The organism is Pseudoalteromonas sp. GutCa3 (assembly GCF_002836155.1).
In the GTDB taxonomy this organism is placed as follows: Bacteria; Pseudomonadota; Gammaproteobacteria; order Enterobacterales; family Alteromonadaceae; genus Pseudoalteromonas; species Pseudoalteromonas arctica.
In genome coordinates this window covers 161,569-179,490 of sequence record NZ_PJBK01000022.1, presented here as the reverse complement: position 1 = coordinate 179,490, position 17,922 = coordinate 161,569, and the positions used below count along the sequence as shown (strand labels likewise).

The 17,922-nt window shown below is 38.6% G+C and carries 17 protein-coding genes and 1 pseudogene; 10 read left to right on the top strand and 8 right to left on the bottom strand.

Annotated elements, in window-relative coordinates:
* Positions 1-3: 3 nt before the first annotated feature.
* Both CXF64_RS04280 and CXF64_RS04275 read right to left on the bottom strand, forming a co-directional pair.
* Positions 4-1,476 carry a S41 family peptidase gene (locus CXF64_RS04280; protein ID WP_101216392.1) on the bottom strand — a complete coding sequence of 491 codons (1,473 nt, stop codon included), beginning with the start codon at positions 1,474-1,476 and terminating at the stop codon, positions 4-6.
* A gap of 229 nt (positions 1,477-1,705) precedes the next feature.
* Positions 1,706-2,218, bottom strand: a complete 513-nt coding sequence (locus tag CXF64_RS04275) for a DUF421 domain-containing protein (RefSeq protein ID WP_101216391.1) — start codon at positions 2,216-2,218, stop codon at positions 1,706-1,708.
* A gap of 504 nt (positions 2,219-2,722) precedes the next feature.
* Between CXF64_RS04275 and CXF64_RS20745 the strand changes: the two genes are divergently transcribed.
* The 8 genes and pseudogenes from CXF64_RS20745 to CXF64_RS04240 all read left to right on the top strand — a co-directional run.
* Positions 2,723-2,899: a hypothetical protein gene (locus CXF64_RS20745; protein WP_157823659.1), complete on the top strand. Its 177-nt coding sequence runs from the start codon at positions 2,723-2,725 to the stop codon at positions 2,897-2,899.
* Between the two features lie 244 nt (positions 2,900-3,143).
* Complete coding sequence (locus CXF64_RS04270; RefSeq protein ID WP_101216390.1) at positions 3,144-3,446, top strand: hypothetical protein; 303 nt, start codon at positions 3,144-3,146, stop codon at positions 3,444-3,446.
* A 3-nt stretch (positions 3,447-3,449) separates the two neighbouring features.
* Positions 3,450-3,638, top strand: a complete 189-nt coding sequence (locus tag CXF64_RS04265; protein ID WP_101216389.1) for a hypothetical protein — start codon at positions 3,450-3,452, stop codon at positions 3,636-3,638.
* Between the two features lie 65 nt (positions 3,639-3,703).
* Positions 3,704-4,267, top strand: a complete 564-nt coding sequence (locus CXF64_RS04260; protein WP_101216388.1) for a hypothetical protein — start codon at positions 3,704-3,706, stop codon at positions 4,265-4,267.
* A gap of 49 nt (positions 4,268-4,316) precedes the next feature.
* Positions 4,317-5,546, top strand: coding sequence for an efflux RND transporter periplasmic adaptor subunit (locus CXF64_RS04255; protein WP_101216387.1), 1,230 nt, complete (start codon positions 4,317-4,319; stop codon positions 5,544-5,546).
* A gap of 64 nt (positions 5,547-5,610) precedes the next feature.
* The gene (locus CXF64_RS04250; protein ID WP_101216386.1) at positions 5,611-6,288 is read left to right on the top strand and encodes an ABC transporter ATP-binding protein; all 678 of its coding nucleotides are present in this window, start codon (positions 5,611-5,613) and stop codon (positions 6,286-6,288) included.
* Positions 6,275-8,614: an ABC transporter permease gene (locus CXF64_RS04245; RefSeq protein ID WP_101216385.1), complete on the top strand. Its 2,340-nt coding sequence runs from the start codon at positions 6,275-6,277 to the stop codon at positions 8,612-8,614. Before CXF64_RS04250 ends, CXF64_RS04245 begins: the two co-directional genes overlap by 14 nt.
* A 186-nt stretch (positions 8,615-8,800) precedes the next feature.
* Positions 8,801-9,223 (top strand): annotated as a pseudogene (locus CXF64_RS04240) (transposase); the annotation flags it as partial.
* 114 nt (positions 9,224-9,337) lie between these two features.
* Here CXF64_RS04240 and CXF64_RS04235 read toward each other — a convergent pair.
* The 6 genes from CXF64_RS04235 to exaC all read right to left on the bottom strand — a co-directional run bounded on the left by CXF64_RS04235 (position 9,338) and on the right by exaC (position 15,693).
* Positions 9,338-10,576 (bottom strand): cation:proton antiporter, encoded by a 1,239-nt coding sequence (locus CXF64_RS04235; RefSeq protein ID WP_101216384.1) that lies wholly within the window; start codon positions 10,574-10,576, stop codon positions 9,338-9,340.
* Between the two features lie 190 nt (positions 10,577-10,766).
* Positions 10,767-11,309 carry a DoxX family protein gene (locus tag CXF64_RS04230; RefSeq protein ID WP_232783784.1) on the bottom strand — a complete coding sequence of 181 codons (543 nt, stop codon included), beginning with the start codon at positions 11,307-11,309 and terminating at the stop codon, positions 10,767-10,769.
* A gap of 30 nt (positions 11,310-11,339) precedes the next feature.
* Positions 11,340-12,167 (bottom strand): HvfC/BufC N-terminal domain-containing protein, encoded by an 828-nt coding sequence (locus tag CXF64_RS04225; RefSeq protein WP_101216382.1) that lies wholly within the window; start codon positions 12,165-12,167, stop codon positions 11,340-11,342.
* On the bottom strand, positions 12,167-13,090 hold the full coding sequence (gene bufB, locus CXF64_RS04220) for an MNIO family bufferin maturase (protein ID WP_101216430.1): 924 nt from the start codon (positions 13,088-13,090) through the stop codon (positions 12,167-12,169). Before bufB ends, CXF64_RS04225 begins: the two co-directional genes overlap by 1 nt.
* The gene (locus CXF64_RS04215; protein WP_024591926.1) at positions 13,080-13,427 is read right to left on the bottom strand and encodes a BufA1 family periplasmic bufferin-type metallophore; all 348 of its coding nucleotides are present in this window, start codon (positions 13,425-13,427) and stop codon (positions 13,080-13,082) included. Before CXF64_RS04215 ends, bufB begins: the two co-directional genes overlap by 11 nt.
* Positions 13,428-14,172: 745 nt before the next feature.
* Positions 14,173-15,693, bottom strand: a complete 1,521-nt coding sequence (gene exaC, locus CXF64_RS04210; RefSeq protein WP_101216381.1) for an acetaldehyde dehydrogenase ExaC — start codon at positions 15,691-15,693, stop codon at positions 14,173-14,175.
* 172 nt (positions 15,694-15,865) lie between these two features.
* Here exaC and CXF64_RS04205 point away from each other — a divergent pair, with 172 nt between their 5' ends.
* Both CXF64_RS04205 and CXF64_RS04200 read left to right on the top strand, forming a co-directional pair.
* Positions 15,866-16,759 carry an AraC family transcriptional regulator gene (locus CXF64_RS04205; RefSeq protein WP_024607712.1) on the top strand — a complete coding sequence of 298 codons (894 nt, stop codon included), beginning with the start codon at positions 15,866-15,868 and terminating at the stop codon, positions 16,757-16,759.
* An 80-nt stretch (positions 16,760-16,839) separates the two neighbouring features.
* Positions 16,840-17,871, top strand: coding sequence for a LacI family DNA-binding transcriptional regulator (locus CXF64_RS04200; protein ID WP_024591929.1), 1,032 nt, complete (start codon positions 16,840-16,842; stop codon positions 17,869-17,871).
* Positions 17,872-17,922 lie beyond the last annotated feature (51 nt).

Sequence of the window (17,922 nt, the reverse complement as noted above, 5' to 3'; positions counted from 1 at the left end):
CAACTAGTATTTTTTAATCTGCTCAAGCAACACATTAGTTGTCCAATCAATGCCGTTATACGCAACATCCGGCTTGTAAAAATCTCCTGCTCCACGAGCTCTATTTACATATACTTTATTTGGCACTACAACTTTACCGAAGCCTGAAGGTAAATCAGCTAAACGTACCTCCATATACATCGAGTCTGCGCTACTTGGTGCACCAAATAACGTTGTATTGTCAAAAAGCTTAAACTTATCAAGCGCATCTAAACAAGCACTGGCGCACTGCGGCGGCACTATAACAAACACTTTGGTTTTAAAGTCACTCGCTAAAGGCTTTTGCGGCATGTTAATTAGCGTATTAGTTTCTTGTTCTACATAAAATGGAGCATCATTTTTAAGTGATAAAGCCATACCAGCAGCTACGGTTTTAAGCGTTTTCAGTACTTCGGGTTGATCTTTTACAACACCAAATAAAGACTCTACATAGTCAGTATTATCTTTTGATGCTCTCCACCACACTTGCGTGTTTTGAGATTTATCATTTGCTTTTTGTTCTACTACCTTTTCACCCCATAATTCTTTGGCTATTTGTGAGCTCCAATAAGATGAGCCACCTTGGTTATGACGCAAATCTAATACCACGGCTTTTGCAGTAAGTAACTTGCTACGCTGCTGTTGTATTTTTTCAAACACTTTATTGTATGCAGCAGTTTGTTTATCTGTTGATGAAAAGCTAGGCATAGCAATCCAAGCAATGTTTTTATCAGGCCACGTTAAATCAATGGGGAGTTCATCACCGTTATAAGCATTTTCTAAATGCCTGCTTGCTGACTTAGGCCTTACTGACCAATTGAGTACTTGTGTATAGGTATTGCCATTGGCTTTAACAAATTCGCATTCTTTTAGAGGGGTTAAAAATGGATTGCCCTCGTCAATTAGTAACCGCCAACCTTGCTGCCACCAATGCCCAGGTTGTGCAACTTCACCATGAAACTTAAATATTCTCTCACGCATTAAGGTATCAGTGCTTTGCCCATCACATTGGCTTACAACGTCGCCTTTGCTAATATTTTTGGTTTCGCTGTAATACACTTTTAGCGCGTCACCTCGCCATACAGCTCTAAAGCCCGGCCAGCGGCGCGCGGGTCTATCTACACTTGAAAACGCACCAGCGTGACCATCTTGTAAAATAGTGCTAAAGCGCGCAATTGCCGCTACATGCGCCTGCGGCCCACTCGCTTGAGCCGACAATGTAAGTGCCTCCGCTTTTGCTTGATTTAATAAATCAGGGAAAGTTGGGTTATTACTATCAAACATACCAGGGTGATTTTGTGCGGTAATACTATAAGCCGCGTTAATGTCGCGCTCTGTTATGCTGCGCCACTGCTCAGGTGTAGTAGGTAGAATGGGCTCTTGTACAGCATTTATAACTGGTGATAGTAGTAAAGCGCAGAGCAATACATGATTGGTAATTTTTGTTTTTATAGTCATAAAAATCCGTTTAAGCTAAAAATAAATTACTGGTACGTTATTGTTCATTAACAATACTAAAAAATCGATTTAAGGTACATATGTAAAAACATGCTTGGTAAATAAGTTAATAACTTATGAATCGTCAAAGCTTATTTAGTAGGTGAGCAATGTGTCTGATACAGTAAAAAAGTCATGCCAATTAAGTTAAGGGCTTGAAGGTAATCATCGGCCGCTAAAAATTGTCCAATTAATCCCGGGGATTTCGTAACTTCATAATCAGTTGATCATATTTTTCACTTTTCGGCACAATACTTAATTCCCCGTCGGCCTCGAAAACCACCGCCATGACTGTGCTTAAATCACCAAAACCGGCTTTTCGAACACTCCCTTCCACTTCGGTGCTGGTGAGTCGAGTGTCTTTCATAGCAGCCTCTATATATTCACCGTCGAAAAAAACTAATTGCGGAGAGGTTTTGACTACTTTGTCGAACGTCGAAAAATGGGCGCTGATCCAAGTGAGTAGATATTGTAAAAAGAGGAGCAGGCTAACCGCGACTAAAACCTCAACTATAACTACGTCTTTCAATAAGATAGCAGAACCTAAGATGGAGCCTACCGCTACAGTGATTATCCAGTCAAAGTTGTTCATTTTAGCAAATGAGCGTTTACCCAATAAATGCGTCGCTAGGATTAAAAAGGGATAAATAATCAAGGTTGTGGTGACAATGCGCGTTATTTCACTCCACGATTCAAAAAACATATTTCCCTCTACTTAAGGCGCTGAATAAACTAAGAATCATAAAAAATAAACAGCCACCTAAATCACACAAACTAGACAGCCACCTTAATAAAACAAACAACACTGTGCAACTAAATCTGCCATACAGATTCAGGATTTATCTTTTATTAATGGGTCTCTTTACGAATAGTTTTTAATTTATGTCAGGACACCAAATTATGATGACACCCACTTTATTTAACCTATTGAATCTAGGCATCAAAAAGTGCAAAGTTTAAGATGGGTGTCTGGTTAATTCTTCTTCTGACCATGCAAAAACGCGTTACTATCCCGTGATAGTTAATTGAGATCACATTAATCGGGCTTAAGCCGCAAAAATTTAACCTCATCGAATAGAACGAATTTATTTAAAAAACTCAAAATAATTTTTCACAAAGAAAGTAAATATTATGTTTACAAAATGAAAGCAGCTTGATAATTTAAAAAGTACCCAATTCGGGGTTTACATTTTAAATGGAGATTAAAATGATAAAACACCTTCTAAAACTAGCCTTTACTGCACTGTTTTTCTCCCATACAACCAGTGTTGCCGAGGTTAACGACGCTGAAGAAATGATCCGCTTTACTGATAAAGCCAATAAAGTAGAACAGTGGCAACTCGGCACTACCAAGCGCTTTGATACCTTTGAACAGTTTTTTTAAATGCCGGAGGCCGTGCTTACACAGGAGCTGGATACTTATTTGATATCAAAAACAACAACTGGCTCAGCTACGAAGAGGCCATTAAAGTTGCCCCTGATTTAAAAGACCTAATAGTTAACCAAGAGTATACAAATAATATCACCACCGAAGAATTACTCGCTTTTACAAATATACAAGTACCTACAAACACCCTCTATGTATATTTATATTTTGATAGACCTGTTGACGCAAAAAAAAGACGTATATGTTTGCTGAACAATATTCTGTCGACCCTGCAGTTGAAAAACTATTAATAAAAAACTATGAGCGACGTAAACGCTTTGCACTGACCATGCAAAAGCATGCAACTATCCCGTGGTATTTAATTGAGATCCCATTAATCGGGCTTAAGCCGCAAAAATTTAAACCTCATCGAATAGAACGAATTTATTTAAAAAACCAAAATAATTTTTCACAAAGAAAAGTAAATATAATGTTTACAAAATGCACACATCTCGATAACATAAAAAGTACCCAATTCAGGGTTTACATTTTATATGGAGATTAAATTATGACTAACACTATCAAAAAAGTAATTATTGGTGTATTCGTAAGCAGTGTGAGTATTAGTGTATATGCAGCTTGTGGTGATAGTACGTGTGGCTGGAAAGGTAAAGATTTCGCCTGCGTAGTACAAACCCCTGGTGGTGGTACTAGAACATGCACATCAGAAAACCCTTGCGATATAAATTGCAACTAAAACAGCAGTTCAGTCAGTAGCAGTTTGCTGTCGCTATTGGCCCTTTTTATAAGGACATAAAAATTATGAAATACTCATTAAAAATTTTATTAGCCTCTTTACTTTTTGCCCATACAACTAGCTACGCAGATGCACCGCTTACGAAAGAAATGAAAAGCTTCACTGCGCAAGATAATAAATTAGAACAATGGCAACGCGGTACTACCAAGCGCTTTGACACCTTCGAACAGTTTTTTTTAAATGCTGGCGGTTACGCAACTTACCAAACCGGCTACCTTTTTGATATTCGCAACACGCATTGGCTCAGTTATGAAGAAGCAATTAAAGTCGCCCCTGATTTAAAAAGTGTCTTAAACAATGAGCAACTCAACGTTAATATCACCCGTGAAGAGTTTCTCGCTTTTACAAATATACAAGTACCTGCAAACGCCCACTATGTGTATTTATACTTTGATACACCAACTGACCCAAAAGACGGCACTTATCTGTATTCAGAAGGTGGAGCTTTTACCAAATTATTAATCGAAGCCAATAAAAGACGAAAAAGTGCTGCACTTACTCTGCAAAAGCATGCAACTATCCCGTGGTATTTAATTGAGATCCCATTAATAGGATTCAACCCGCAATAGTGTTTAATTTTTTAGCGCCATGCGTGCTTAGTAGCTAAAAGGGCAATAAATGTTAACTATTCCAAAGCAAGATTCTAACTTAATAAAATCGCGAACTGTTTTACTGTTTGCTTTGGGTGTATTGTTATTAGTGGCAACAATTTGGCTTGTGCTGACGGTATTATTTAGTGATAAAGCTTACGAAATCAAATATTCAGCGGTAGAAAAAGGTGCAGTACAGCAGCAAGTTGCCGTGTTTGGTCGGTTAAAACCCCGCGTGTCAAGTAGTTTAGTGGCACAAATTGATGGCCATATAAGCCAATTAAATGTGCTGCCGGGTAGTCATTTAGCCAGCAATACCGTTGTACTTACGTTATCTAACCCGCAGTTATTACGCCAATACGATATAGCAAAATTAAACTGGCAAAAAGCACAAGCAATGCATGTATCAGCACTAGCTAAATTACAGCGTGAAGCAACGCAACTGGCTAACGACGTTGCTATGGCGCAAAGCGAACTAAAATTTGCAGAGCAAGAAATTGCCACTTTAGATGTATTACATAAACAGCAGCTACTAAGTGAGCTTGATTTTTTAAAAGCTAAAACGCGGCTTGAACAAATTCGCTTAAAATTAGATTTAACAAAACGCAGTGAAAAAGCTTTTTTAACGGCGCGTGAGTATGAGGAAAAAGCATTAGACCTAACCCTTGAATCTGAAAAACAACAGCTCGCCCTCACATACAGCGATGTACAAAATCTTGAAATAAAAACCTCACAAGGTGGTATTTTAACAGAGTTGCTTGATGAAATTGATGTTGGGCAAGCCGTGAGTAAAGGAACGGTACTGGCTAAGCTATCAGATAAAAATAGCCTTTATGCCGAATTACTCGCCCCCGCAAGCGCAGCTGATACTATAAAAATAGGCATGCCTGTGAAGGTTGAAATTAAAGGCACTTTATATAACGCAAAAGTTGTGCGGGTGTTTCCAAGTATTGAGGCGAATCAAATAAAACTAGAAGCTGCATTTATACAGCAAGTACCTACATCTGCAATCAGTAACTTATCTATTGCTGCCAACGTATTAGTAGCAGACAAAGCAAACGCATTACGTATCGCCAAACCCATTTATTTAAATCCTCGTCAACTAACACAAAATGTATATATATACGAAGAGGGAGAAATTTTTGCTAAAGAAGTAACAATAGGCTTACAGGGTGAGCAATATATTGAAATTTTAGCTGGGTTAAATGAAGGGGATTTAGTATTAAGCACACTTCCAAATGATTTAACTGAATTATAAAAGCGATGTAAAAATAAAAATAGGTATAACAATAAAAACAACAACCCCAGCTAAGGAGCGCACAGTGGAGCAGTTAATTACGTTAGAGCAAGTATCAAAGTCATTTTCAGCCAATGCCAAGCCTGTATTGGAAGACATTAATTTAACAATCAATGATGGTGAATCAATCGCTATTTTGGGCCCTTCTGGTAGTGGTAAGTCAACTCTATTATCTATTATTGGTTTACTCGATGAACCAACGGCTGGTGACTATTTACTGCGCAGTGAAAACATTACAGCGTTGACCCGTAAACAAAAGAGTTTGGTGCGCAATGCCCACATAGGCTGGATATTTCAAAACTTTAATTTAATAGCCAGTATGACAGTGCTGGAGAATGTAGTGCAGCCTATGCGCTTTAATAAAGCCATAAAATCTAGTGAGTACATTGACCGTGCAAAAGAGGCGCTTAATGATGTGGGGTTACTAGACAAACACGCCACCACGCCAGATAAGCTTTCGGGTGGCCAACAGCAACGTGTTGCCATTGCAAGGGCTCTGGTAAATAAACCTGCGCTGATATTAGCGGATGAACCGACGGGAAACCTTGATCAAGCTACGGGTGATGAAGTAATGGCGTTATTACATACGCTATGTGATAAAGGCAGCACACTCATAGTCGTTACACACGATGAAAGCGTTGCACAACGCTGCAAGCGCCGAATCAGAATTTTAGATGGACGGATAGATTATGATGGTAAGTAATCTAGGCTTTGAGCTGTTGACACAATGGCGACGTTGGCGTGGGCAATATTTAAAACTGGCTATATTATTACTTGGATTTGCTTTAACCGCCGCCCTTTTAAGTATCGCGTTGCGCTTAGGCAGCATGCTTTTTTATGAAAACCCAAGCTGGACCAATACAAATAAGCCTTTGTATACATTAGGTAGATTAAGTGAAGATAACCGTTTAAGTGCAGTTAGTAAACAAGCGCTTGATCAGCTAAAAACACTACCAATGGTTGAAGATGTGTCATGGCTCGTGTTTAAAGAGTTCAACTTTTCGGTTGATAACGCAAAGTTAAGCAATGTCAGAAGTGCTATTTTTTCACCCAATATGGCTGACAATTTAGCGATTGACGTGCTAAAAAATAACAAAGTGTCTGGTGCGTGGATCACTGAAAAGTTTTGGCGAGAAACACTCAAAAGTGATGCTAATATCAAAGGAAAAATACTTTCCTATAAACGCCTTGAGCGAGGTATACAAATTCTTGGGGTTTTAAATAAAAAATATAACCAAGTGGGAGTTAATCATGTCGATGTATGGCTACCAGAAGATATTTTGCGCTATTCCACTCCTTTTACCAATGACTCAATGGTAGACCGATTTTTACAAGCTGCACCTTTATATTATGGCGTGTTCTCTGCAAAAATGTCTTTTGATCCTGAGCAAACAAAAAAACAATTGGAGAGTATAGATTTAAGTGTTAAAGGTATGTCTTTTGGTAAATCACCATTGCCGCTAGTTATTTTTTCGGGCATAAATTTTGACCCTAAGTCGTATCAGCATATGGTACTACTATGGCAATTATTATTAGGTTTAATTGTTACGTTATTTTTTATTTTAACATTTAGTTTATTTTCAATTTCCAGCAGTAAAGCAATTGTGTTTGCCGATGAGTATAAAACCTTACAGTTGTTAGGCGCACAATCGTACGACTTTATTCGACCTGCGCTCATTTTTTCATGTCTGAAAATCGTGGTAATAAGTTTGCTTAGCGTACTAAGTCTATACTTGCTTAGTCAGTTAATAACTAGCAGTACCAGCTACCAATTATTATTTACTGATAAAGGCCTGTCTGTAGATAGTGTAAGTTTTATCAGTGCAATCGCAATGATAACTGTGAGCGTAATTTTATGTTCACTCATACCCCTTGTAAATTTGCTCAAAGGATCATTGTTTACTCGAATGGCAAATACGCGAGTGTCATTATTTCAAAAAGCTCTGGCTGGAGGAATTTTAGTCATTCAATTAAGCGTTGCACTAACAGCCACCTATGCGCTGAGTAATGTTGCTCTCTCTCAGTGGCAAAAATATAAACACAGTAATATTAACTTATCTGTTGCTCAGGTAAGTGTAGACTCTGGACACTTTGCGATTTCTTGGCGCCAAGCCTTAAATAAGATACAACAAGTAGACCCGCAAGCCGTCATTTTGTCGTCCCCTTTTGAAAAATTACAACAGTATACGCTTGCTGGGCAAGGTGCAAAGGAAGCTATGGATATCAAAACAAGCTATGTGAGTAGCCACTTTTTTGATTTACTTGATGTGGATGTTCAAGGAAAACAATTAGCTAATTGGCAAAATGGTGTGATCATCAACCACGCTCTTGCTAAGCATTTAAGTAGTACGCAAAAGCTGAGTTCACTCATTGGCACGACGATTAGTTACGGTTTAGAAAACCAGCAACTCACAATTATTGGGATCAGTGAGGATATCCCTCATTGGGGGCGCAGGCAAAGCATTATGCCCACTTTATACTTACCCTTGAATACATATGATGAGGAAGTGTTAAAAAATTTTTCAATTCTATCAAACAACATTGACGCACTTAGTAACAACAGTGACTTTAATCGTTGGTTAAGCGAACAAGCCTCAAATATTAATATCCATAAAGCAGCGGCATTAGCAGATATTTTGGCCAAATTTGATCAACAATCAACTGATTTACTTTGGTTTGGATTTGTAATTACACTGATCATTCTTGCAGGGATCTTTAGTGGCTTATGGTATCAAGTACTTGCACAACTTAGGCTAGATAAACAGTCTATTTGCGTATTGTTGGCTATAGGGGCTACTGACGGTTTTATCGTTTTTAATCGCTGTAGACAAATACTCTTTGCTTTTATATTGGCGCTCATTGCGTGTTTTATTTTTTATAAATTGATTGAGTCGACTTTACTTGGCTTTGACTTACTTGCATTATTCATCGCACTTTTAACCACGCTAATATTGTGTGTAACTGCAACATTGTCGCCTTTAGTTAAATTACTTAAAACCCCTATTCAGCAAGCTTTAAGAGACTTGTAAGTGATATTAGGCTGTGTGTAGATATACATAGCCTAATTTAGCAATCACTTATTATTTAGTCCCTTTTGCTAATTGAGTTTTTCAAGTTAGTTGTCGCATCAATTCAAAGTGTTATTACAAGGTATTGAGCAGTTAGGTATTGCTGTAAAGTTGGCTTACAAAGCGCAACAGGATAAGAAGATATTTGATAGTTTACCAGGTGCAGGCCCACAATTAGCTCCACGTTTATTAGTTGCTTTTGGTAGTAATAGAGCTCGCTATAAGGATGCGTCAGAACTACAAAAATACGCTGGTATTGCGCCGGTCATTGAGCGCAGTGGTAAGAAGATGTGGACACATTGGCGATATAGTTGCCCGACTTTTTTAAGGCAAACATTTGTAGAATGGGCAGGCTTTTCTATTCGTTATTCATTTTGGGCAAAAGCGTATTACGAACAACAAAAAGCCAAAGGCAAGCCGCATAATAGCATTATTAGATCATTGGCATTCAAATGGATAAGGATTGTATTTAGGTGCTGGAAGACAAATACACCGTATGATGAATCGACATATTTAGCTGCATTAAAACGAAGAGATTCGCCACTTTTAAAGTTTGCAATAAATTATTAATTTTACTAGCTGTCCACCTCAGGGCGTGTTGTTAGTTCAAGGCACTATTTAAATTCAAATGCGAGTCATTTTGGCATTGTTTGATGTGGCCAAGTTCCTATTTAGGTTCAATTGCTACTTTTGTTTTTTTAGTTTTGCGAGCTCTCTTGATTTAATTTTTAGCACTTTAATTTTAGCGCCATACCAATTAGCCATAGGTGCTGCTGCAATACCGTGTATTAACGTACTCATCCATACAGCGTTAATCGCAACAATTAAAATTGAGTGGCCGTATTCGCCTAAAATATCTTTAGAAATAATAAGTGCAAAAAGCGCTGTTGCAAGACCTCTAGGACCAAAGAAGCCCATAAACACTTTTGTTAATGTTTTTGCTTTTGTACCAATTAGCGATAGGTAAATAGCAAGAGGGCGTACAATAAATATACTCACTAAAATATAACCAACTATGGGGAAGGTTAAGTGCTCTATAGCTGAAGGCAGTAAACCAAGCCCAATAATAACAAACGAAGACCATATTAACATTTGCCCTTCGCTTTCAGTAAATTGGTATATAAATCGGCAATGCCCTTTTACACTATTACCAAAAGCTAAACCTGCAACAAACGCTGATATAAATCCATTTCCACCCATTAAAGTAGCCATTAAATATGATGTGCCGGTAAGAGCTAAAACGCCAATCCCTTCATATATAGTCGATGATATTTTTTTTGACTCAGAGTATAAAAATAAACGTCCGCTCAAGTACCCCATTAATGCGCCAACCAAAATACCTATAAATATTTGGCTAAATCCAAACACTAACCATGACATTTCATTTTCTTGAGAACCGGTTTCCATAGCAACTATACTGGCAAAAAATAAAATAACGGGTAATGCTAGCCCGTCATTTAAACCACTTTCAACAGATAGACTTTGTCGCTCGTTTAAAGGTACGCTCTCATTACTAACAACCGCTTGACCTAAAGCTGCATCAGTAGGTGCTAAAATTGCCGCAACTAGGGCTAGCATTGCCCAAGGCCACTGTGGGAAGAATAAATAAGCAAAGCCTGTACCAATCAAAATACTCAACGGCAAACCTATCAATAGCATTCTTAGAGGCCACGTATTTTGCCTTTTTAATCTTCGTAGGTTTATTTGTGAAGCATCTAAAAACAATAATACAACTAGCGATATTTCTGCTATTAAATATACGGTTTCATGTGCGTCTCCAATACTAATAAACCCAAGTTGAGAAACCGCAAAACCAATACCCAAAAATACCATTGGTGCGGTAATAATGGTTGTGGACAGCTTTTTAGCTAGCATAGCGTAAGCACTAACTGAGAAAAGAAGAATGAGTAATCCTATTTCCATTGGGAAATCCTATTAGGCATGGCTTGGTATTTTTATTAGAAAATATCAGGGTTGGGGTTAGCTATATTAAATCAGCACAATTTATTGAGTTAATTTGTATAAGTGTATTTTTAACTTTAATCTAAAATAATAACCGGCACCTAAGTGATATTAGTCTGCCGGTTACGTTTAACGTTTAATATGCAAAAGCTTATTTAGCACTTGCACGTTTTGCGTCTAAACCAAGTAACTTATCAATAGACAAAAAGCCAGGTCCGCGAGCAAAAATCACTAATAATGAAACAGCCCACCACGATGCAGGATTAATCCAATGATCGAGTGTAGGAAAAACTGCAAGCTGAATAAACATTGTCATACCAATAAGGCCTAACGCCGCAAAGCGAGAAAACAAACCGATAATCAGTAATATTGGGAGTAACACTTCTACAACACCAGCAACCACAGCAAGTGTTTCAATTGCTTTTACAAGAAATGAGCCATCAACATAATCTAATGTTTTTGGATCACAAAGCTGCAAAGCGCCTTCTCTAACTGGATCAGGACAGAAAAATTCGTATTTAAATAAGTCGTATTTATCAACATTAAATTGTAAAAAACCATCCCACTTACTCAACCCAGAGTCTAGGAATACTTTAGCGACCATAAAGCGAAGAAAAAACAGTGCTATAGGTTCTAAGAACCGCGATAACTGCTCTCCCATCTGTACGTACAGTTGTTGTATTTTTTTTATCATGCCCATATTTGTTCCTACTCTTGTAATGTACTAATTGATTTGGATTTCTAATAATTCATTTTGTAAGCATGCTGTAAAAGCATCACTCACTTCAAAGTTTTCATCTACCGTTATTGCTGCATCAAAAGCTTCACCTAAAGACCTACTTGTACCCTGTAGAGCCTGCATAAGTGCAACTTCTGCGATAGAAAGAGAGCGGGCTTGCACCGCACCTTGCAAACGCCATAACATTATAAAATCCTCAGTAGAGGATTTAGTTACAACGACATCATTATTATTTGTTTTTAGCGAAATCCATTCAAAAAAAGCGCCTTCACTCACATTAAGCAATAGTACGCTGGGATTGAGCTTTACATTGAGTTCAGTAAGCTCAGTACCTTGTTCCATTAGTTGAGTAACATATTCTATAGTTAAAGTTTCAGTTGAATCAGCGCTCATCAAACTCATTAGCCACGCGTAATCTAAATGCGCAATATCAACTAAGTTCATATATAAATTTGATGCACTTTGCTGATTTTCAGTAACTTCTAAAATATGTTTATTTTCAATTTCACCATCTTTAATCAAATCAGTTACAAAGCCAGGAAAGCTTAGTCCGTATCCCACCAAAGTGCCCTGCTCTGGCGGAAAACGGTCAACATAAAGTCGTGCCATTTTACGAAAGTTCTCACTACCTACTTTTTTTTCACACATAGGAAAGTTAGCTATTAATGCATCAACACAGCCTTTATAAAACCCGTTACGATACACAGCTAACCTTTTAATATGCGATGGATTTTCGCAAAAATGCTCCATTTCACTTGGATCGCCCGTTCGCAAATAGCGAGTAAAAGCATCAATATATTGGTTGGTACTCATCAGCGAACCACTTCTTTATGAGATATATTTAAGCGACTTTGTAGCTCACTTTGATTCAAATAGCTTTGCGCAGTTTCCCGCTCGATCATAAGCTCTTCAAACGATGGAATATTCGCATCTCGCTCAACAAGTACTGGTCGCTGACCAAATATCTCAATTGCTTGTTCTAGCAAATCCCATACAGGAGTCGCTACCGGTGCTGCATGGCTGTCTATCAGTAATGACTGACCAAGAGCTGGATCAGGATCGTGCCCTGCAATATGAATTTCTCCAACAAGCTCAGCAGGGATCTGCTTTAAATAATCAAGCGCATCAATACCCGTGTTTTTACTACTGATATATAAGTTATTAATATCGATAAGTAAGCCGCATCCACTACGCTTCGCTGCCTCAACTAAAAACTGAGGTTCATCCATATCACTTATAAAATCTAAATAGTTACTTGGATTTTCAACTAATATTGACCGACCTATGCCCGCCTGGTAACAGTCAATACCATTAATTAAAGACGCAAGTGCATCTTGGGTGCGAGGTAACGGCATTAAGTCTGCAAAATATTTGCCATTCGACTTAGACCATACAGCGTGTTCAGATACCAGCACTGGCTGAAATTCATCAATTAGCGCTTTTACCCGTTTAGTATGAGCAAGCATAGCTTTATGATCAGAGCCTAAAGAGCCGCCAACACCATGAAAACTAATATCAAAGTTTTCACGTACAGCTCTCAAATAATTTAACCGAGGACCACCTGCCACAAAATAATTTTCTGTATGCACTTCAAACCAAAGATTATTATTTGTAGATGGCAGCTCTACCTGTAAAGCTAAAATGTCGTCAAGATGTTCTGGTTTTAAACTAAGACCTGCGCCTAATTGCTCCCCAGCAACAATGCACTGGGGAAAACCTGCTTTATTAACCTTCAAGCGAGCCTTTACCATTAGGAGTTACAACTGATTCACATACACCTTTAGGTGCGTATGTCCATGCATTAGCTTGGAAGTCTGTAGTTGAAGTGCCTTCACAACTAGTCCCTGCACCTGCTTTACAATCATTTTCACCCGCTAAAGCAATACCAAAACATTTATCTTTACGACCACGAACTTTATCGCCTGCTACCCAGCCTTTAAATTGCTCTTGTACTTTTGCTGAAGCACCTTCTGCAACGGTTAATTGACTGTTTGGACCAGCTACAGCACCCGCGCTTAAAACTGCTGCTGATGCGCCGATTAGTAAAGCCTTAGTTAAATTTACTTTTTTCATTTTTATGCTCCGGATTAAAATATTTTTTCTTGTTTTATCAATGATTGTTAATAATACCAATCCGCAATAATACTTAATCATTTTGCGGGGCTAAACGTGTCGCTACCTGCGTTAAAAAATTCTCATTTAGAACAACTAAATAGCGAATTTTTTGCCTAGCTATCAACACGTTTTTCCATCCTCAAAATAAATCACTTAATTAAGCGAATTGGTATAAAAACACTCATATTTTGATAAACAAGCACAATGGAGATAAGCAATATCGCCGTTTTATCAATTTAATAGACCTATCGTTGTTATAAAAACTTTCAGATTATTTGCTTACAACGAAAATACAACTGTAAACAAGAAGTAAATATAGTGGACTAAGCAGTTAATACAAACATTAGAAAAGCTAACCTAATTGTTTTGATAATGAATAAGCTTGGAAAAGTTCATATTTAGTGGATTAGATGCATTGAGGCACTTTGTTTTGGTAATGATCTACAAATAGAAATTTACTTAACTGAGGAAGGATAAAAATATTATTTAAAGGCTCCTTATATTTACACCACTCTATACTCGCTAAATTAGCGCTTTTTAAGTAGGACTCGTAAACACCGTCATTATAATGTTATTTTCTGCAACGCTAAAATGTTGGACTACATGGCCATTATCAACGGTTGATTGCCTATAAAAAAAGCGCTACAAATATGCAGCGCCATCATTACTTAATGGTTGCTGTGTTTAAGTTTGAACTGTTTTATTAAAAGAAGCCGAGCGGATCTTCGCTGTAGCTCACTAATAGGTTTTTAGTTTGTTGGTAGTGCTCTAGTGCCAGTTTGTGCGTTTCCCGCCCTATTCCTGATTTTTTATAACCACCAAAAGCAGCGTGTGCTGGGTACATGTGATAGCAGTTAGTCCACACTCGCCCTGCTTCTATTTTGCGACCCATACGATAAGCACGATTCATGTTTCTGCTCCACACACCTGCACCTAAACCAAACTCAGAGCTGTTGGCAAGCTCGAGTGCTTCGGCTTCATCTTTAAAGGTCGACATTGAAATAACAGGGCCAAAAATTTCTTCTTGGAACACACGCATATCGTTTGTGCCCTTTAATAACGTAGGTTGTATGTAGTAACCACCGTTTAAGTCATCACTTAGCTGCTCTACATTACCGCCAGTGAGTACTTCAGCGCCTTCTTTTTTGCCTATTTCAATGTAGTTCAGTATTTTATCAAATTGCGCTTTTGAAGCTTGTGCGCCAACCATAGTTTCGCTGTCTAGCGGGTTTCCGCGTTTAATTTTTAAGGTACGTTCGAGTATTCGCTCAATAAACTGCTCGTAAATGTCTTCTTGAATAAACAGCCTTGATGGGCACGTACACACCTCGCCTTGGTTGAAGTAAGCAAGCACGGCGCCTTCAATCGCTTTGGATAAAAACGCATCGTCTTTTTCCATTACATCATTAAAAAATATATTAGGTGATTTACCACCGAGCTCGACCGTTGAAGGAATAATATTTTCAGCAGCGCATTTCAAAATATGTGAGCCCACAGGCGTTGAACCCGTAAATGCAATTTTAGCGATACGCTTGCTTGTTGCCAGTGCTTCACCAGCTTCTTTACCAAAGCCGTTTACTATATTTAATACGCCTGCAGGGAGTAAATCGCCAACTATCTCCATTAAAACTAAAATAGAAGCTGGTGTTTGCTCAGCCGGTTTTAAAATTACACAGTTACCTGCAGCAAGTGCTGGCGCTAGTTTCCAGGCGGCCATTAAAATAGGGAAATTCCACGGAATAATTTGCCCAACCACACCTAGTGGCTCGTGAAAATGATACGCAACGGTGGTTGCGTCTATTTCACCTATAGTGCCGTCTTGCGATCGTAGGCACCCTGCAAAGTAGCGAAAGTGATCTGCCGCTAGCGGAATATCAGCAGCGAGTGTTTCACGAATTGCTTTACCGTTATCCCATGTTTCGGCAACAGCTAGTAACTCTAGGTTTTGCTCAATTCGGTCGGCTATTTTTAGCAGTATGTTACTTCGGTCGGTCACCGACGTTGTGCCCCATTGCTCTCGCACTGCATGCGCTTTGTCGAGTGCCAGCTCTATGTCGTCTTTGTCTGAACGCGGTATTTGGCAAAATACCTTACCGTTTACTGGGCTTATATTATCAAAGTATTGGCCATTTACTGGCTTCACCCACTCTCCGCCAATGTAGTTCCCGTATTGTTGTTTAAAGTTTATGAGTGCGCCATCGCTACCTGGATTTGCATATATCATGTGTGTGCTCTCTTTATTGTTGTTAGCTAAAGGTCGAACATTTATATAAAACAAAATGCTTTATATTTAATCAATGTTGATTGACATTAAACTAACAAGTACCTAAAAACTTGATTAGCTGTCCACAAAAGTTGTCTGTGAGTCCAAACTAATAAAAACCTAAAGGATTGATATGCACACATCTCAGTTAAACAAAAAACGCCAACAACTTGATGTATTAATAGAAAATAAAGTCACATTCGCTGCAGATAGCAGTGAGTTGAGTATTTACGACACGTATCAAAGCGCGCAAAAGGTAGCACTGCACTCAAACGAGCTGCTGTTTTGTGCCATGCTTAGCGGCAAAAAGGTAATGCACGTAGAAAGCAGCCAATACCATAAAGCATTTTTACCACACGAGTCGTTTGTATTAGCGCCAGAGCAAGGTGTTTTAATTGATTTTCCACAAGCATCAATGCACGCCCCAACCACCTGTTTAGCCATTGAAATTAGCACAGATAAAATAACGAGCGTGGCGAATGCACTTAACATGCAGCAAAACTTTGCACACGATGGCTTATTTGAATATGTACCTCAGTTAGTACATACCCAACATAATATTCAAACGCAGCAATTATTAGAGCGCATGGTGCATTTATTTAGTGAGCAAGGCGCACAGCGACATTACTTGATTGATTTGTCGTTGAACGAATTGATCACCCGTTTATTACAACAACAAAGCCGCGAGCTATTGCTAGCTAGCTGCGATAAGCCACGCCTTAAAACAAAAGTCAGCGATGCCCTGCTTTATATTGAAGAACACTTAAGTGAAACGCTCGACATAAATACCTTATGCAAAATAGCATGTATGAGCCGAAGTAAGTTTTATCAGCAATTTAAACTCGCATTTGGCACTAGCCCAGCCCTTTGGCAGCAACAATTAAGACTTAAAAAAGCGCGTACTCAGTTACTACAAGGCCATGCAATTAGCAAAGTTTGCTTTGATGTTGGATTTAATAGCGCGAGCCACTTTAGTCGCCTATTTAAACAAACCTTTGGCATTGCGCCTAAAGAGTGCCGACATTAGCTCTAAAATCTTATTTTTTTACTTTGCTAACGCCCTGAATATGTTAGTTTATTAACATGAGTATTGAGTAAAGAATTGGTATGAGTAAGCAAACCCGCTGGACCCTTAAAAGTATTGCTAAAGAGTTAGGTGTGTCTAACGCGACAGTATCTAATGCGTTTAATCGCCCTGATCAGCTATCGGCTAAACGCCGAGACGATATTCTCGCAGCGTGTAAAACTTTGGGCTATTACGGGCCTAATAAGGCCGCGCAATCATTGCGTAATGGCACATTCAATATTGTCGCTTTAGTGCTGCCCGATAGTGTGGAGTATATGGTGTCGGACCCTGTAGCTAGTAGCTTTATGCGCGGTGTTACCTCAGTGCTCGAAAAAAACGGCATTAATGTTTTATTGTTTTCAGGTAATAGCGATAACCTTAACAACGTGGTCGACTTTGTAGATGGCTTTATTTGTTATGGCCGCCCTCGTAATAACGCGTTAGTAGAACAGTTAAAAACAGTGTCTAAACATGTAGTGACAATTGATTTTGATATTGCTCGCAATGCCTCTGTAAATATTAATAACGAGCAAGCAAGTTACGAAATAGCTAAACACGTACTGCATAATCAAAACGATAAAGTGGCTATATTAGGGCTTAGATTACTTGATGAAAACGTATTATGCCGCGTGTATGAGCATCACGAATTTGAAACCGGACAATCTATTTCGCATCAACGTTTACGTGGTTATCAACGCGCTTTAAGCGAGGCAAATATTACGGTAGCTGACGATCGCATTTGGAACATTCCTGAAAGTAGCGAACGTTTTGCCAATATTGCTGCAAAAGAAGTACTTAGTGCATCACCGCGTCCTAACGTTATTATTTGTATGAGTGATTTAATTGCGCTTGCCACAATGCGAGAAGCAATAAAACAAGGCATAAAAATAGGTGAAGAACTGCGTATTGTGGGCTTTGATGGTATTGATGAAGCAGCCCGGTTTGTACCTCGCCTCACCACTATTCATCAAAACAGCCAAGAAAAAGGCGTTATAGCCGCCGAATTATTTATTTCTAAAGAAGAAAAAACTCAGGAAGTCAGTTACGAATTAGAGATTGGTGCGAGTAGTTAGCTTACAAACCTTGCAATAGTTTTATGTGTTAAAAAGCCAAGCTACTTAAGC

What these genes read in the sequence shown, in the direction of transcription:
- CXF64_RS04280 (WP_101216392.1), bottom strand. Translation starts at nt 1,476, where the DNA reads ATGACTATAAAAACAAAAATTACCAATCATGTATTGCTCTGCGCTTTA.
- CXF64_RS04275 (WP_101216391.1), bottom strand. Translation starts at nt 2,218, where the DNA reads ATGTTTTTTGAATCGTGGAGTGAAATAACGCGCATTGTCACCACAACC.
- CXF64_RS20745 (WP_157823659.1), top strand. Translation starts at nt 2,723, where the DNA reads ATGATAAAACACCTTCTAAAACTAGCCTTTACTGCACTGTTTTTCTCC.
- CXF64_RS04270 (WP_101216390.1), top strand. Translation starts at nt 3,144, where the DNA reads ATGTTTGCTGAACAATATTCTGTCGACCCTGCAGTTGAAAAACTATTA.
- CXF64_RS04265 (WP_101216389.1), top strand. Translation starts at nt 3,450, where the DNA reads ATGACTAACACTATCAAAAAAGTAATTATTGGTGTATTCGTAAGCAGT.
- CXF64_RS04260 (WP_101216388.1), top strand. Translation starts at nt 3,704, where the DNA reads ATGAAATACTCATTAAAAATTTTATTAGCCTCTTTACTTTTTGCCCAT.
- CXF64_RS04255 (WP_101216387.1), top strand. Translation starts at nt 4,317, where the DNA reads ATGTTAACTATTCCAAAGCAAGATTCTAACTTAATAAAATCGCGAACT.
- CXF64_RS04245 (WP_101216385.1), top strand. Translation starts at nt 6,275, where the DNA reads ATGATGGTAAGTAATCTAGGCTTTGAGCTGTTGACACAATGGCGACGT.
- CXF64_RS04235 (WP_101216384.1), bottom strand. Translation starts at nt 10,576, where the DNA reads ATGGAAATAGGATTACTCATTCTTCTTTTCTCAGTTAGTGCTTACGCT.
- CXF64_RS04230 (WP_232783784.1), bottom strand. Translation starts at nt 11,309, where the DNA reads ATGATAAAAAAAATACAACAACTGTACGTACAGATGGGAGAGCAGTTA.
- CXF64_RS04225 (WP_101216382.1), bottom strand. Translation starts at nt 12,167, where the DNA reads ATGAGTACCAACCAATATATTGATGCTTTTACTCGCTATTTGCGAACG.
- CXF64_RS04215 (WP_024591926.1), bottom strand. Translation starts at nt 13,427, where the DNA reads ATGAAAAAAGTAAATTTAACTAAGGCTTTACTAATCGGCGCATCAGCA.
- exaC (WP_101216381.1), bottom strand. Translation starts at nt 15,693, where the DNA reads ATGATATATGCAAATCCAGGTAGCGATGGCGCACTCATAAACTTTAAA.
- CXF64_RS04205 (WP_024607712.1), top strand. Translation starts at nt 15,866, where the DNA reads ATGCACACATCTCAGTTAAACAAAAAACGCCAACAACTTGATGTATTA.
- CXF64_RS04200 (WP_024591929.1), top strand. Translation starts at nt 16,840, where the DNA reads ATGAGTAAGCAAACCCGCTGGACCCTTAAAAGTATTGCTAAAGAGTTA.